Annotated in this window: 11 protein-coding genes; 5 read left to right on the top strand and 6 right to left on the bottom strand. The window is 68.1% G+C overall.

The features are described from left to right. Positions 1-16: 16 nt before the first annotated feature. From C2U31_RS28455 to C2U31_RS28445, 3 genes are all read right to left on the bottom strand, one after another. Positions 17-2,809: a DUF11 domain-containing protein gene (locus C2U31_RS28455; RefSeq protein ID WP_158658490.1), complete on the bottom strand. Its 2,793-nt coding sequence runs from the start codon at positions 2,807-2,809 to the stop codon at positions 17-19. Positions 2,810-2,966: 157 nt separating this feature from the next. Continuing rightward, positions 2,967-3,500: a DUF11 domain-containing protein gene (locus C2U31_RS28450; protein ID WP_103275853.1), complete on the bottom strand. Its 534-nt coding sequence runs from the start codon at positions 3,498-3,500 to the stop codon at positions 2,967-2,969. Between the two features lie 637 nt (positions 3,501-4,137). Continuing rightward, the gene (locus C2U31_RS28445) at positions 4,138-5,682 is read right to left on the bottom strand and encodes a UbiD family decarboxylase (RefSeq protein ID WP_103275852.1); all 1,545 of its coding nucleotides are present in this window, start codon (positions 5,680-5,682) and stop codon (positions 4,138-4,140) included. Between the two features lie 82 nt (positions 5,683-5,764). On the opposite strand from C2U31_RS28445, the gene C2U31_RS28440 reads away from it, so the two are divergent. Beyond that, complete coding sequence (locus tag C2U31_RS28440; protein ID WP_103275851.1) at positions 5,765-6,583, top strand: lytic transglycosylase domain-containing protein; 819 nt, start codon at positions 5,765-5,767, stop codon at positions 6,581-6,583. Positions 6,584-6,662: 79 nt separating this feature from the next. Here C2U31_RS28440 and C2U31_RS28435 read toward each other — a convergent pair whose 3' ends face one another. Next, complete coding sequence (locus C2U31_RS28435; RefSeq protein ID WP_103275850.1) at positions 6,663-7,823, bottom strand: pyridoxal phosphate-dependent aminotransferase; 1,161 nt, start codon at positions 7,821-7,823, stop codon at positions 6,663-6,665. Between the two features lie 42 nt (positions 7,824-7,865). Between C2U31_RS28435 and C2U31_RS28430 the strand changes: the two genes are divergently transcribed. The 4 genes from C2U31_RS28430 (at position 7,866) to C2U31_RS28415 (ending at position 12,874) form a co-directional block, all read left to right on the top strand. After that, positions 7,866-8,756: an FAD-binding protein gene (locus C2U31_RS28430; protein ID WP_103275849.1), complete on the top strand. Its 891-nt coding sequence runs from the start codon at positions 7,866-7,868 to the stop codon at positions 8,754-8,756. Positions 8,757-8,908: 152 nt separating this feature from the next. After that, positions 8,909-11,197, top strand: coding sequence for an NADP-dependent malic enzyme (locus C2U31_RS28425; RefSeq protein WP_103276627.1), 2,289 nt, complete (start codon positions 8,909-8,911; stop codon positions 11,195-11,197). Next, positions 11,178-12,407 (top strand): patatin-like phospholipase family protein, encoded by a 1,230-nt coding sequence (locus C2U31_RS28420; RefSeq protein WP_233772534.1) that lies wholly within the window; start codon positions 11,178-11,180, stop codon positions 12,405-12,407. Before C2U31_RS28425 ends, C2U31_RS28420 begins: the two co-directional genes overlap by 20 nt. Then, entirely contained in the window at positions 12,404-12,874 is a 471-nt protein-coding gene (locus tag C2U31_RS28415) for a barstar family protein (RefSeq protein WP_103275848.1), read from the top strand. The genes C2U31_RS28420 and C2U31_RS28415 overlap by 4 nt, the downstream gene beginning before the upstream one ends. A gap of 79 nt (positions 12,875-12,953) precedes the next feature. On the opposite strand, the gene C2U31_RS28410 is transcribed toward C2U31_RS28415, so the two are convergent. Together C2U31_RS28410 and C2U31_RS28405 are read right to left on the bottom strand one after the other, a co-directional pair. Then, the gene (locus C2U31_RS28410) at positions 12,954-13,694 is read right to left on the bottom strand and encodes a 16S rRNA (uracil(1498)-N(3))-methyltransferase (protein ID WP_103275847.1); all 741 of its coding nucleotides are present in this window, start codon (positions 13,692-13,694) and stop codon (positions 12,954-12,956) included. Positions 13,695-13,776: 82 nt separating this feature from the next. Beyond that, on the bottom strand, positions 13,777-14,358 hold the full coding sequence (locus C2U31_RS28405; protein ID WP_103275846.1) for a hypothetical protein: 582 nt from the start codon (positions 14,356-14,358) through the stop codon (positions 13,777-13,779). Positions 14,359-14,502: the final 144 nt, after the last annotated feature.

Raw genomic sequence — 14,502 nt, 5'->3', positions numbered from 1 at the left:
GAACGGGAAGGGACGGTCAGTCGTCCAGCTTGACGTTGAACTGCATCGTGGCCTTGGCGCCAGGCTTGAGTTCACCCACGTTGCAGGTGACCGAGCCGGTGCCGCCATTGGCCGGCGTGGTGGCCTGACCCGGGGTGCAGATGGACGAGTCCTTGATGTCGACGTAGGTCGAGAAGGCCGGGACCGAATCGTTCATGATCACGTTGGTGACCGCGTCCACGCCCTGATTGCTGGCCTGCACGCGATAGATCACGCACTCGCCGGGCTTGACCTGGATCTGGGTGGCGCTGAAAGCCAGGTCTACGACGCCGTCGCACTTCGCATCCAGGCCTTGTTCCTTGAGCAGCCGGATCTGCGCGGTCATCACGTTGCTGGTGTCCACCACGCTTTGCGCGGCCGGTTCGGGGCTGGCGCAGGCGCCGGCGCCGGTGCTGTTCTTGACGATGGCCTGCAGCGTGCGGTTGTCGGTTTCGCCGGCGGCCGCGCTCGACGGAGCGAAGACCTTGACGAACAGGCGCAGGCCCTTGCCCGAAGGCAGCGTGCCCGCCACGGCGGCGGTGCCGTCGGTGTACTTGCCGGAGGCGGTGATCTGGGCCAGCGATTCGACCACGGGGTCGCTCGGATCCAGTTCGCCGTTGTTGTTGGCGTCGTAGTACACGACCGAGGTCCAGCCGTCGCCCGCCAGCGAGTTATCGCCCGAGAAGCTCATGGCCGAGCAGGTGCCGCCTTCGGCCTGGTTGCCCTGGTTGGTCAGCACGTGGCTATAGGTCACGCTGCCGCCGGGGGCGACCTGCTGGGTCTGGTTCGGCACCAGGGAGATCAGGCGATTGGCGCTGATGGTGACGGCGTCGAGCTTGGCGCTGGACACGCCCGAGGTGCCGGTGGCCTTGAAATACACCTTCTGCGTGCTCTGGGCCGCGTCTTCGGGCGCGGACACCACGGCGCAGGCGATCAGCGTGGCGTCGGGCGTGGTCGTGTCCGACGGATCGGCCGTCTCGGTGACGCGGGCGTTCATGATCTGGGCGCCGGGCGCGTCGCAGGTGCCGGCCGTGGGCGAGCGGAATTCCACGCGCCAGCCGGCCGGGACGATGCCCGCGTTGAAGTCGGTGCCCGAGTACGACAGGGCGAAGGTATCGACGCTGTTGGACTTGACGTACAGGGGGAAGGTGACGCTGCCGCCGATCGTCGCCGTCAGCGTGGTCTGCGGCGTGGCCGTGCCGCGCAGGGCGGCGGAGATGTCGTTGGCCAGCACGAAGGCGGCGGACGACAGCTTGGCTAACTGGTTCTCGACCGAATCGGTCTGCGACGGGTCGGATGTCGAGGCCGCGATATAGCTGGCCAGGAACGGGCCGTCGCCGGACGCGTTCATGGGCAGCTGCGCCTGCACGACGACGGGGTAGCCGCAAGCGTTGGTCTCGGCATCCTTGACCAGCGGCGCCGCGCAGACTCCGGCGGAGCCCGAGGCGGGAATCGGCGGCGTCAAGCCCTGGACCAGCGGCGTCGCGCCGTCGGCCTGGAACAGCATGAAGGTCGTGCCGGCCGGGAAGTTCTCCTTGGACAGCGTCAGCTGGTAGGTCTCGGTGTCGTTGCCGGTGTTCCAGATCACGTCGGTCCAGTGCACCGTCGAACCCGCGGTCGCCTCGGTCACCGTCAGCGGTTCGTTCGAACCGTTGACGCTGCTGGAGGTGCTGCCGTTGGCGACGACGCTCATGGCGCGCAGCACTTCGAAGATGACCTCGTTGGTGCGGCAGTCCTTGCCGCCGTCACCGATCTGGCAGGTGTAGTCGGCGGCGTTGGTCGTCATGTCCTTGCCGACCGTGGCGGTGTCGGCCACCTTGGCCTGGAAGGTCACGGTCTGGGTCGCGCCGGGATTGAAGCCCGTCAGCTTGACCACCACGTCGCCCGGCTTGGACGCCTCGGTGGGCGCCTGGTAGTCGATCGAGCCGCCGTTGCCGTCGCTCTTCTCGGCGCCGTCCGATGCGTCCGTCAGCGCGCCCTGGCCGTTGGACCAGGTGCCCGAGCCCGACACGTAGCGCAGACCCGCGGTGGGGCCGTTGCCGAGCGCGTCGGTGATGGTCAGATCGCCGGCCGCGTTGCCGGTGTTGGCGATGGTGAAGGTATAGGTGATCACCGAACCCGTCGGGCCGGAGGATTTGTTGGACGATTTGTTCACGTTGAACGCCGCGCCGTTGGCGATTTGCAGCGTGTCCGTGTTCTGCTCGGGCGCGCCGGTCGCGGCCGGGTCGGTGACGCTCTTGGCGTGGACGGCGATCGTGGCTTCATCGCCCATGGAGGCCTGGCCGTTGACCGTGGCGCCGATGACGAAGCGGTAGAGGCCGCCGGCCAGCACCGAGGTGGTGGTGAAGGGCGTGCCGCAAGCGCCGATCGGGGTATTCGAGTCGGGCAGGCCGTTGCCGTCCTCGTCGATGTAGATATCGCAGGTCGAGGCCGGCGAGCCGACGGTGTTGGCGGGCTTGTCGACCGTGATCTTGAAGGTGTCGGCGGCGTTGCCGGTATTGGTCAGCGTGTGCGTGAAGTACACGGTGGATCCCGGCGAGGCCTGCTTGGTGTTGTCGCTGGCCAGGCTGAACGCGGCCTTGGGCAGCACCAGGGTCTCGACGGCGTTGGATTGCGACACGCGGTCGACGCCCTGGCCGTCGGTGTACGACGCGGCGGCCTGGTTGCTGATGATCGTGCCGGCCGCCGGGGTTGCCGCCTGGGCCATGCCCGAGGTCAAAGACCAGGCCACCAGCGCTGGCGCGGCGGCGCCGAGCCAGCGCGTGGCGCTCTTCTTGGGTAGAGCTCTCATGAATTTCCTTAGAGGTGGAACCATCGAACGCGGCCCTCCGCCGTGTTCGGACGCAAAGCGTCCCCCGGGGCGCGCGGAAATCCGGCGCCGCGATGAAGGAAACGCGATGTGGGTAGCGGGCGGCGCGGCAAAAGGGCGCGCCGCCATGGCGGGCGGCTTAGTCCTTGGCCGCCTCGGCAGGCGTGTCGGTCACGCGCACGCGGGCCGTGGCCTTGAAGCTGCTGCCAGCGGGAAGGTCAGTCACCGGCCAGTGCAGCGCGCGGTATGCCTCGGGCGGCACGGCGATTTTTTCTTCCTGGCCCTGCGCATTGCGCTCGACGCGCATCAGCGGCATGGCCTCGAACTTGCCACCGTCCGCGCGAGCCTGCGCCTGCGCCGGCCGCGCCGAGGACGGCACGTAGGCGGTGCCGGGAGGCACCGGCAGCGTCAGGGCCTGATCCTTTAGCGTGGCGCGGGAGACGTTGCGCAGCTCGGCGCGGTATTCGATGACGTCGCCGGGCTTGGCGGATTCGGCGCGCTTGAATCTCTCCTTGCCGGCCTTGTCCAGCGTGACCGACCAGGCGCTCAGCGTGACGCTGACGGGGGCGGGCTGTTCGACGCGCTTGGCGGCCGGAACGGCTTCCTTGGCGTGGGCGAGCGGCGCGGCCAACACGACGCTGGCGGCAAATATCAATCCCAGAACCTTCTTCATGATGAGTCCTCTTATTCAATGTTTTGAACGCCGTCGCGATTGCGAGCATGCTGCGGCGGCGATTCAGCGGGCGCCTGCTTCGACACGCGGCAGGGGACTGGCGCGTGCTCCCGGCGCGGGGAACTGCGGCGAACGATCGACGGGACGGATGCTTGTCCGGCGCATGCCCCGGCCAGGAATGGCGGGGCGGATGCCGACAGGTCGCGCTGGCCGGGCGAGGCGCGGGCGGAGCGTCTGTGCGCGCCTGCCAGAGCCTGCGGTGATTCAATCCGGAAAGGCCGGCATGACGACTGTCGGGATCGTCATCCCTGGGGAAAACAGGGACGGCGTTGATGTTGCCGATTCGTTCGAGAATGACCGCCCGCGTGTCGCTGGGCGCGGCAGTGCTTGCCGGGCCGGGACCGTCGCGGAACAGTCATCATGCCGGCAGTGTAGAAAGCCCCGGACGAGGCGCATACAAAGTTGAAGAGAGTCTTAAGAACCGGCCGCCAGGCCTGGAAAGATGCGGCTCTCGGCGGATTCGGAGCGCTCGTTCACAGGCCGTTTGGAACGGCTTGTAACGGTTGGATGCGCGAGGCGCGGCGCGGGCGGCTTCAATCGATTGCGCGGGGAGACCGCGCGCCGCCCGCCGGCGGGGTCAGAGCCCCAGCTCGCTCCACATGGCGTCCACGCGCTGTTTGACCTCGGCGTCCATCACGATGGGCGTGCCCCATTCGCGGCTGGTCTCGCCCGGCCATTTGTTGGTGGCGTCCAGCCCCATCTTGCCGCCCAGGCCGGAGACGGGCGAGGCGAAGTCCAGGTAGTCGATCGGCGTGTTCTCGACCAGCAGCGTGTCGCGCACCGGGTCCATGCGCGTGGTCATGGCCCAGACCACTTCCTTCCAGTCGCGCGGGTCGATGTCCTCGTCCACCACCACGATGAACTTGGTGTACATGAACTGGCGCAGGATGCTCCACAGGCCGAACATGACGCGCTTGGCGTGGCCGGCGTATTGCTTGCGGATCGACACGACGGCCAGGCGGTAGCTGCAGCCTTCGGGCGGCAGGTAGAAGTCCACGATCTCCGGCAGTTGGCGGCGCAGCAGTGGCACGAACACTTCGTTCAGCGCCACGCCCAGCACGGCCGGCTCGTCCGGCGGCTTGCCGGTGTAGGTGGAGTGATAGATGGGATTGCGCCGCATCGTGATCCTTTCCACCGTGAAGACCGGGAACCAGTCCTGCTCGTTGTAGTAGCCGGTGTGATCGCCGTAGGGGCCTTCCAGCGCCATCTCGTAGCCGGTGTCCGGGGGCGGCGGGGCGCCCTCGGGCACGGCGGGCGGCAGCGCGCGCGGGTCGGAGGCCGGCAGCAGATGCCCTTCGAGCACGATCTCGGCCCAGGCCGGCACCGACAGGTTGCTGCCCATCGCCTGCGCGACCTCGGTGCGCGAGCCGCGCAACAGGCCGGCGAACTGGTATTCGGACAGGCTGTCCGGCACCGGCGTGACCGCGCCCAGCGTGGTGGCCGGGTCGGCGCCCAGCGCCACGGCGATGGGGAAGGGCGTGCCGGGATGGGCGATCGCGTGGTCGCGGAAATCCAGCGCGCCGCCGCGGTGCGACAGCCAGCGCATGATGAGCTTGTTCGGCCCCAGCAATTGCTGACGGTAGATACCCAGGTTCTGGCGCTTGGCGTTGGGGCCGCGCGTGATCACCAGGCCCCAGGTCAAGAGCGGCGCCACGTCGCCAGGCCAGCAGGTCTGGATTGGCAGGCGGGTCAGGTCCACGTCCTTGCCTTCCCAGACCACTTCCTGGCAGGCCGGACTCTTGACGTTCTTGGGGCTCATGTCCCACAGCGCCGACTTCAGCATCGAGACTTTGGCCAGCGCGTCACGCAGGCCCTTGGGCGCTTCGGGCTCGCGCAGCGAGGCCAGCAGCTCGCCGATGTCGCGCAAGGCGCTGACGTCGTCGGCGCCCATGCCGCGCGCCACGCGCGCCGGCGTGCCGAACAGGTTGGCCAGCACCGGCATCTGCGCCGGGCGGCCGTCGTGCTGTACGTTCTCGAACAGCAGGGCCGGGCCCGAGGCGCGCAGTACGCGGTCGGAAATCTCGGTCATTTCCAGGCGCGTGGAGACGGGCGCGGCGATGCGCTTGAGTTCGCCCATGCGTTCGAGTTGAGCGAGAAAGTCTCGAAGGTCGCGGTATTTCACTACAGATCCCGGCAATTTGGTTACATTTCGATCAGCCAGAGAGGTTAACATTAACCCCCTCTTTGATACGCAGGAGGTCTTTATGCCCGATGCGTCAGTGGCCAGCCTGTTCAGGCGCATGGCCCAAGGAGTGCACCACTATCTTGCCGAATCCCTGCGCATTTGCTCCGTCTACCTGGGCATTGCCGTGATCGTGACGGTAAGCATGGGATTCGCCCTGCCTGGTTTGCGCGACCAGGCATTGCAGGTGCACAAAGCCTTGTTGACCGCCCTCGCGCCTACATCCATGCAAGCGGGTTCCGAGTCCGACACCGGATCCGAACTCAGCATAGATTCGTCCTCGGCCATCGCGATGGCCGTGCCCGCCGCGCCCGCCAGCAACGCCACCGGCATGCTCGGGCCGGCCCGCGTGGCGCCGCCGGCGCCCAAGAAGCCCGCCATGGTCGCCACCGGCCCGCAGGCCGAAGCCTTGCGCAACTATATTTCGCGCAAGTACAAGGTCGCCTATGACGCCACCGGCCCGCTGGTGGGCACGGTGTACAAGGTCGGCCGCGACAAGCAGCTCGATCCGCTGTTGCTGCTGGCCGTGATCGCCATCGAGTCGCGCTACAACCCGCTGGCCGAAAGCCATGTGGGCGCGCAGGGCCTGATGCAGGTCATGACCAGCGTCCACCAGGACAAGTTCGACGCGGTCGGCAAGAATCCGCTGGATCCCGGCGCCAACATCATGGTGGGCGCCACCATCCTGAAGGACTGCATCAACCGGCGCGGCTCGGTCGATGGCGGACTGGCCTGCTACGTCGGCGCAACCGGCCCCGACGACAACGGTTATGGCGCCAAGGTGCAGGCCGAGCGCCGGCGCCTAGCGCTGGCCTCGGGCATCGCGCTGGCGAGGGATTGACCCCGATCCGGTCGCGCCCCGGCCACAGGAAAACGCGCCCCGAGGGGCGCGTTGTTTTTCATGGAACCCGAACGCCGGTTCAGTGACCCAGCAGCTTGCCCATGCGATCGACGGCCGCTTCCAGGCGGTCCAGGCCGGTGGCATAGGAGAAGCGCATGGTGTGGTCGCCGTGGGCCGGACCGAAGTCCAGGCCCGGCACGGCCGCGACGCCCGCTTCCAGCAGCAGGCGTTGCGAGAAAGCGGTGCTGTCCATGCCCAGGTCGCTGATGTCGGCGTAGATATAGAAGGCGCCGTCCGGCTTGACCGGCACGCGCAGTCCCAGGCGCTCGAATTCGGGCAGCAGGTAGTCGCGGCGCTGCTTGAAGGCTTCGCGGCGGTGCGCGAAGGTCTTGAGCGCGTCGTCGGTGAAGCAGGCCAGCGCGGCGTGCTGGGCCAGCGTGGGCGCGCAGATGGCCAGGCTGGAGGCGATCTTCTCGACCGCCTCCACCATGCTGTCGGGCACGATCATCCAGCCCAGGCGCCAGCCGGTCATGTGGAAGTACTTGGAGAAGCTGTTGATGACGATGACGTCGTCGTCCAGCGTCAGCGCCGAGCGCGGCTGGCCTTCATAGGACAGCCCCAGGTAGATCTCGTCGACGATGGCGAAGCCGTCGCGGGCGCGCACCTGGGCCAGCAGCTCGGCCAGCTCGCCGTGCGCGATCGAGGTGCCGGTGGGATTGCTGGGCGAGGCCACCAGCACGCCCTGGGTGGCGGGCGTCCAATGTTGCGCCACGTCCTGGGCGGACAGCTGGAAGCGCTTGTCGGCGGTGCTGGGGATCAGGCGCGGCACGCCGCCGGCGGCCAGCACAAAGTTGCTGTTGGCAGGATAGGAGGGGTCGGGCATGAGCACTTCGCCGCCGGCGTTGACCAGTGCGGCGCAGGCCAGCGTCAGGGCGCCGGAGGCGCCGGCGGTCACGATCACGCGCCGGGGATCGACGCGGGCGCCGAACTGGTCGAGGTAGAAGCCGGCGATGGTCTCGCGCAGCGCGGGCAGGCCGGCGGTCGGGCTGTAGCCGCTCAGGCCGGAACGCGCCGCGCGCTCCAGCGCTTCCACGACCTGGGGCGGCGCGGTAAAGTCCGGTTCGCCGATGCCCAGGCTGATAATGTCCTTGCCCGCGGCCTGCAGGGCCTGCGCCTGCTTGAAGAGTTCCATGACTCGGAATGTCAGAAAGTCGTTGGTGCGATGGGCAAGGCGGGGCATTTGATTCTCGAAGCGATCTGAAGCAGAAGGGGGATTGTAGTCATGCAGCCATCCCGGCGCGCTTTCCTGCTCGGCCGGCGTCCCGTGCAGACGCCTTGGGCCCGATTCATCCAGCGCCTGACGCTGTTGTGCCAGGGGGCCGTGCGCGACCTGGGCGAGGCCGGCGCGGACGGCCCGCGCGGCTGGCTGGCGCCCGCGCGCGAGGGCGACCTGGCCCACGCCCGGGCGCTGTGCGCCGAGTACGGCGTGGCCCTGGCGCTGGACGGCGCGGAGGGAACCGCCGTTGGTCCCTGCCTGCGGGTGGATCCCGCGAACCTCAGCGGCCTGGCCCGCCTGGCCGGAGACACGCCGCGCTGGCGGGCCCAGCCCGGCGTGCCGCTGGCGGTGCTGGCGCAAGCCGGCCTGCGGCAGTTCGACGGCCTGCCCGGCGCCATGACGCTGGCCGAATGGCTGGCGGCGCCAGCCGCCTGGCCGGCGGGACGCTGCGCGCAGTCCGGGGTCCTGGCGGCCGACGTGGTGCTGGCCGACGGGGTGGAGGAAACCTTGGGGCCTTTTGGCGAGAGCGACGAACGGCCGCTGCGCTCGGCCACGCTGCAGCGGCTGGTGCCGGCGCTGTTCCAGCTGAGCACGGGGCCGGACGCCGCCGCCTGCGCCGTGGGCGGCGCCTGGGCCGGTCGTTACCGGCTGGACGCGCTGCGGCCACAGGCGCCCGCCACGGTCAACCTGGCGCATCTGCTGCTGGGGCACGGCGGCACGCTGGCCTGGGTGCAGGAGGTGCTGCTCACGGCCGTGCCGGCGGCCGGGGAAGCGGCAGGCGGCGACGCGCCGCCGTTGGACGATGCGGCCCGGGAGGCGGGACGCCGGCTGGATGCCCGGATCAAGGCGCTGTTCGACCCGGATGGTCGTTTTCCCTTACTCGCTTTCGCGCAATAGCGGCGGTCCGCGGGCCGCGGGTAAGATGGGCTGGCCCCGCCGGCGCGGGCTGGCGGACGGGCGCGGCCCGCGCCCGCAGCCATATCGCGCCGGCCGCCGTAGGAATAGAATTTCCCCCTTTCCTGTACTAGCACTTGCTTCTCGCCGATCCCATGGATGCCAATCTTCGCAAAGCCGCCCTCGAATATCACGAGTTCGGGCGCCCCGGCAAAATCTCCGTCACCCCCACCAAGCAGCTGACCAACCAGCGCGACCTGGCGCTGGCCTATTCGCCCGGTGTGGCGGCGGCCTGTGAGGAAATCGTGGCCGACCCGGCCAATGTGTTCCGCTACACGGCGCGGGGCAATCTGGTGGGCGTGATCACCAACGGCACGGCGGTGCTGGGCCTGGGCAATATCGGCGCGCTGGCGTCCAAGCCGGTGATGGAAGGCAAGGCGGTGCTGTTCAAGAAGTTCGCCGGCCTGGATGTGTACGACATCGAGATCAACGAGACGGATCCGGACAAGCTGGTGGAGATCATCGCCGGTCTGGAGGCGACGTTCGGCGGGATCAATCTGGAGGACATCAAGGCGCCGGAGTGCTTCACGGTGGAGCGCAAGCTGCGCGAGCGGATGAAGATCCCGGTGTTCCACGATGACCAGCATGGCACGGCGATCTGCGTGTCGGCGGCGTTCATCAATGGCCTGAAGGTGGTGGGCAAGCAGATCGACCAGGTGAAGGTGGTGACCTCGGGCGCGGGGGCGGCGGCGCTGGCGTGCCTGGACCTGATGGTGGACCTGGGGCTGCCGCTGGAGAACATCTGGGTGACGGACATCGAAGGGGTGGTGTACGAGGGCCGCACGACGCTGATGGATCCGGACAAGGCGCGCTTCGCGCAGAAGACGGACGCGCGCAAGCTGGCCGAGGTGATCGAGGGGGCGGACGTGTTCCTGGGGCTGTCGGCCGGGGGCGTGCTCAAGCCGGAGATGGTGGCGGCGATGGGTACCCGGCCGCTGATCCTGGCGCTGGCCAACCCGACGCCGGAGATCCTGCCGGAGGTGGCGCACGGGGTGCGCGACGACGTGGTGATGGCCACGGGGCGCTCGGACTATCCGAACCAGGTGAACAACGTGCTGTGCTTCCCGTACATTTTCCGGGGTGCGCTGGACGTGGGCGCGACGACGATCACGCGCGAGATGGAAAAGGCGGCGGTGTACGCGATCGCGGAGCTGGCCGAGGAAGAGCAGAACGAAGTGGTGGCGGCGGCCTATGGCACGTATGACATCTCGTTCGGGGCGGACTACCTGATTCCGAAGCCGTTCGATCCGCGCCTGATCGTGCGGATCGCGCCGGCGGTGGCCAAGGCGGCGATGGAAGGCGGTGTGGCGACGCGTCCGCTGGCGGATCTGGAAGCGTACGAGGAACAGCTGCAGCAGTTCGTGTATCACTCGGGCGCCTTCATGAAGCCGCTGTTCTCGGCGGCCAAGCGCATCGTGCGCGAGGGCGGCCCGGCGCGCATCGTGTTCTCGGAAGGCGAGGACGAGCGCGTGCTGCGCGCGGTGCAGGTGGTGGTGGACGAAGGCCTGGCGCGTCCGATCCTGGTGGGCCGGCCGTCGGTGCTGCTGGCCCGCATCGAAAAGCTGGGCCTGCGCCTGCGCCTGGGGGAGGACGTGGAAGTCACCAACCCCGAATATGATGAACGCTTCCATCAGTACTGGACCACGTACTGGGAGCTGATGTGCCGTCGCGGCATCACCAAGGAGATGGCGCGCGTGGAAATGCGCCGCCGCATGACGCTGATCGGCGCGATGATGGTGCATCTGGGCGACGCCGACGGCATGGTCTGCGGCTCGGTGGGCGCCTATCACGACCATCTGCGCTTCGTCGACGAGGTCATTGGCCGGCGTCCCGGGCACAACGTCTATGCCGCCATGAACATCCTGCTGCTGAACGAGCGCACGGTGGTGCTGGTGGACACGCACGTCAACGACGAACCCACGGCCGAGCAGATCGCCGAGTTCACCGTCGCGGCGGCCCGGCAGATGCGCCGCATGAACCTGGCGCCCAAGGCGGCGCTGCTGTCGCGTTCGAACTTCGGCTCGGGCAGCTCGGCCTCGGGCGCGAAGATGCGCCGTGCGCTGGAGCTGGTGCGCCAGGCGGATCCGGAGCTGGAGATCGACGGCGAGATGCACGGCGACTGCGCGCTGGACGGGGCGCTGCGGATGCGCATCCTGCCTTCGTCCACGCTCAAGGGCGATGCCAACCTGCTGGTGTGCCCGAACGTGGACTCGGGCAACATCGCCTACAACCTGCTCAAGACGGCGGCTGGCGGCAACGTGGCGGTGGGTCCGTTCCTGCTGGGCGCGAACGCGCCGGTGCACATCCTGACCTCCAGCTCGACCGTGCGCCGCATTGTCAACATGACCGCCATGACAGTGGTCGATGTCAATACGCCGCGTTGAAATCGCTCCCGCCGGCCCGGCGTGCCCGCGCACGCCGACCGGACTGGTCCTGACCGGGGGCGGCGCGCGCGCCGCCTACCAGGTCGGCGTGCTCAGCGCCATCATGGAGTTGCTGGATCCGGATTGGCACTCCCGTTTCCAGAATCCCTTCGACATCATCTGCGGCACCTCGGCGGGCGCCATCAACGCCGCCGCGCTGGCCTGCCGGGCCGACCGTCCGCACCTGGGCGTGCGGCGGGTGCGCCGCCTGTGGTCCTCGCTGAGCACCGACATGATCTACCGGGCCGACGCGCCAGGGCTGATCCGTACCGGCGTGCGCTGGCTGGGCCTGCTGTCGCTGGGCTGGATGTATTCGGGCCTGACGCGCAAGCGGCCCCAGTCGCTGCTGGACAACAGCCCCCTGCAAGCGCTGCTGGGTCGGGTGCTCGACTTCGGCAACCTGCAGTCCAACCTGGAGCGGGGCGCGCTCTCGGCGCTGGCCATCACGGCATCCGGCTATACCAGCGGCGAACACCTGACCTTCTATCAGGCGCACCGACCCATCGAGCCCTGGCACCGCTACCTGCGCCTGGCGATTCCCACGGACATCGGCATCGACCACCTGATGGCCTCGTCGGCCATTCCTTTCGTTTTCCCCGCGCGCCGCGTCGACGTCCATGGCAAGGGCGAGTGGTGCGGCGATGGCTCCATGCGCCAGCTCGCGCCCATCAGTCCGGCGATTCATCTGGGCGCGCATCGGGTGCTGGTGGTCGGCACCGGATTCCGCGACGAGACCCATCCGGAGAACCGCGAGGATACGCCGCCGTATCCGTCGCTGGCGCAGGTGGGCGGCCATGCGCTGTCCAGTATCTTTCTGGACGGCCTGTCGGCTGACGTCGAACGGCTGGAGCGCATCAACCAGTTGATGGAGCACGCCGTTCCGGACGGCCAGGACGGCGCCATGCGCCGGATCCGGGTCTTGAGCATCACGCCCAGCCAGTCGCTCGACCTGCTGGCGCTGGAGCACCTGGATGACATGCCGGCGCAGGCCCGTGCCCTTTTTCGCGTACTCGGTGTATCGTCCGATCCAGGCCGGCCCGGGGGCGGCGCGCTGATGTCGTATCTGCTATTCGAATCCAGCTACACCAGGCGATTGATAGAACTGGGTTATGCCGATACGATGCAGCGTAATCGCGAAGTTATCGCCTTTTTCGAGGAGGCACAGGCATGACGCGCAATGCCCAATCTACCTTGCAGCGCCAGTTGCGGCGCGGCGGCGCCTTGCCCCATGACGAGGGGCTGGACAAGAAGGCCGTGGTAGATGCCGCGCATGAGCTTGGCCTGGCGCTGTTCGTGGCGAATTGCGATCCGGCGCGCAGCCGCTCGGCCGTGCTGCGCGCCATCGTCAAGGCGGTGGATTTTCCCGAATATTTCGGCGGCAACCTGGACGCGCTCTACGATTGCCTGTGCGATACCGTCCTGGATCACAAGGTCGGCGTGGTGCTGTGGCTGTACCGGCTGCATTCCGGCGATCCCGCCCTGGAAGAGGACGCCGCCCGGATCGAGGCCGTCTGCGCCGACGCGGCCGAGTTCGCCCACGAGAATGGCCGCATCTTTGCGTATGTGGTCGAGCATGCGGGCCGTCATCCCGATCCCGAACCCGGCGTCGCCGCCGCGCCCTACGGCGACAACGAATAAGACTGAAGGAAGGCCGCTCCGGGCTAGCGGGCGCCGATGTCGGCGCCGATCTTGCCCTGCCCGCCGGGCAGGGCCGGTGTCACCAACCGAGCAGGGCTGCCGCGGCGGCGATCAGCGCCAGGCCAGCCGTTTCCGTGCGCAGCACCCGGGGGCCGAACCTGACTGACTGCACGCCCGCCGTCCGCGCCTGATCGAGTTCCTTGTCGGACCAGCCGCCCTCGGGACCCACCAGCAAGGTCAGCGCTGGCGTGCCGTCCTGATTTCGCAGGGCGGCCAGGGCGCCCGCCAGGTCGTCGTCGGCATCCGGATGGCACAGCAGCCGCAGGCCCTCGGCGGGCTGCTCCAGCCATTGCGCCAGCGTTTGCGGCGCGTCCACGTTCATGAGGCGATTGCGGCCGCATTGCTCACTGGCCGATTGGGCGATGCGTTGCCAGTGGGCCACCCGCTTTTCCAGCCGGGGGCCGGTCAGTTGCAGCACGCTGCGTTGGGCCGCCACCGGGACGACGCGGACCGCGCCCAGCTCCACGGCTTTTTCGATCACCCAGTCCATCTTGTCGCCCGAAGGCAGGCCCTGGACCAGGGTGATGCGGCCGGCTGGCTCCGCTTCCCTGGGGTTGAACGGCCCCAATTGGGCGTATCCCGTCTTGCCTTCCGTTTCCAGCACGGCCGGATACTCGCCGCCCTTGCCATCGAACAGGACGATGGCTTCGCCAGCGCGCAGGCGCAGCACGCGCAATGCGTGATGGGCCAGGGCGTCGGGCAGGGCGATCCGGGCGCCGGGGGCTAGGGGGACATCGCAGAAGAAGCGAGGGTCGGACATGAATGTTGCAAAATGGCGTGACGGGAGCAGGGGCTTGCGGCGCGGATGCCGGCGCCATGCTGCGGGTCAGTGCAGGCAAGCCCTATTTGAGCGCGTAGCCTACCACTTTGGCGCCCCATTCCAGGAAGAGCGGGGCGTTTGGCGCCAGCTGCAGCGCGCTCAGGGCCAGGAAGCCCATGGTCATCTTCTTGTCCAGGCGCAGCACGTGGGAGCGTAATTCGGCCAAGTCGGCGTGGGTGGGGAAGCGCTTGAGTTCCTCGCGGTTGGGCAGTTGGGCGATCTGCTCGCGCAGCTCGCGGTGCACCTGCTGGAATTCCGCGCGGGACCTTTCCAGTTTGGCGTTTGATTCTTCACGGCGTTTCTCGAACCTGGCGTCTGATTCTTCACGGCCCTTCTCAAACCTGGCATTTGATTCTTCACGGTTCTTCTCGAACCTGGCGTTGGATTCTTCCTGGAATTTTTGCAGTCTCGCGGCCGTTTCTGCGCTGGCGCGCTGCAACCTGGCTTCGGCATCCGCCAGGATCTTCGCGGCCAGCTCGGCTTCGCCGCGAACCTGGGCCTCGTCAAGCGCCTGGCTGATCGCGATCGCGGGCGCTTCGCCCAGCGCGTTGCGCAAGGCGACGAAGCCCTTGGCGGGAAGCGTGATATTGAGCATGGCGATCATCGTAGCGAGATCCGGAAGGTGACAGGCGTTGCCATATTGAATGTCGGACCCGATCCCCGCAATTGCGGGAACTACGTTGTTTCTGACAGGGGTGAAAACGGCGCTCCGCCTCGCCCTTCCGGCCGATGGGCGGGGGGAAATCCC

Origin of the sequence: Achromobacter sp. AONIH1 (assembly GCF_002902905.1) — a bacterium.
Classification (GTDB): domain Bacteria; phylum Pseudomonadota; class Gammaproteobacteria; order Burkholderiales; family Burkholderiaceae_B; genus Achromobacter.
Note: the sequence above shows the minus strand (reverse complement) of the source record. Positions and strands in the feature narration are given on the sequence as shown.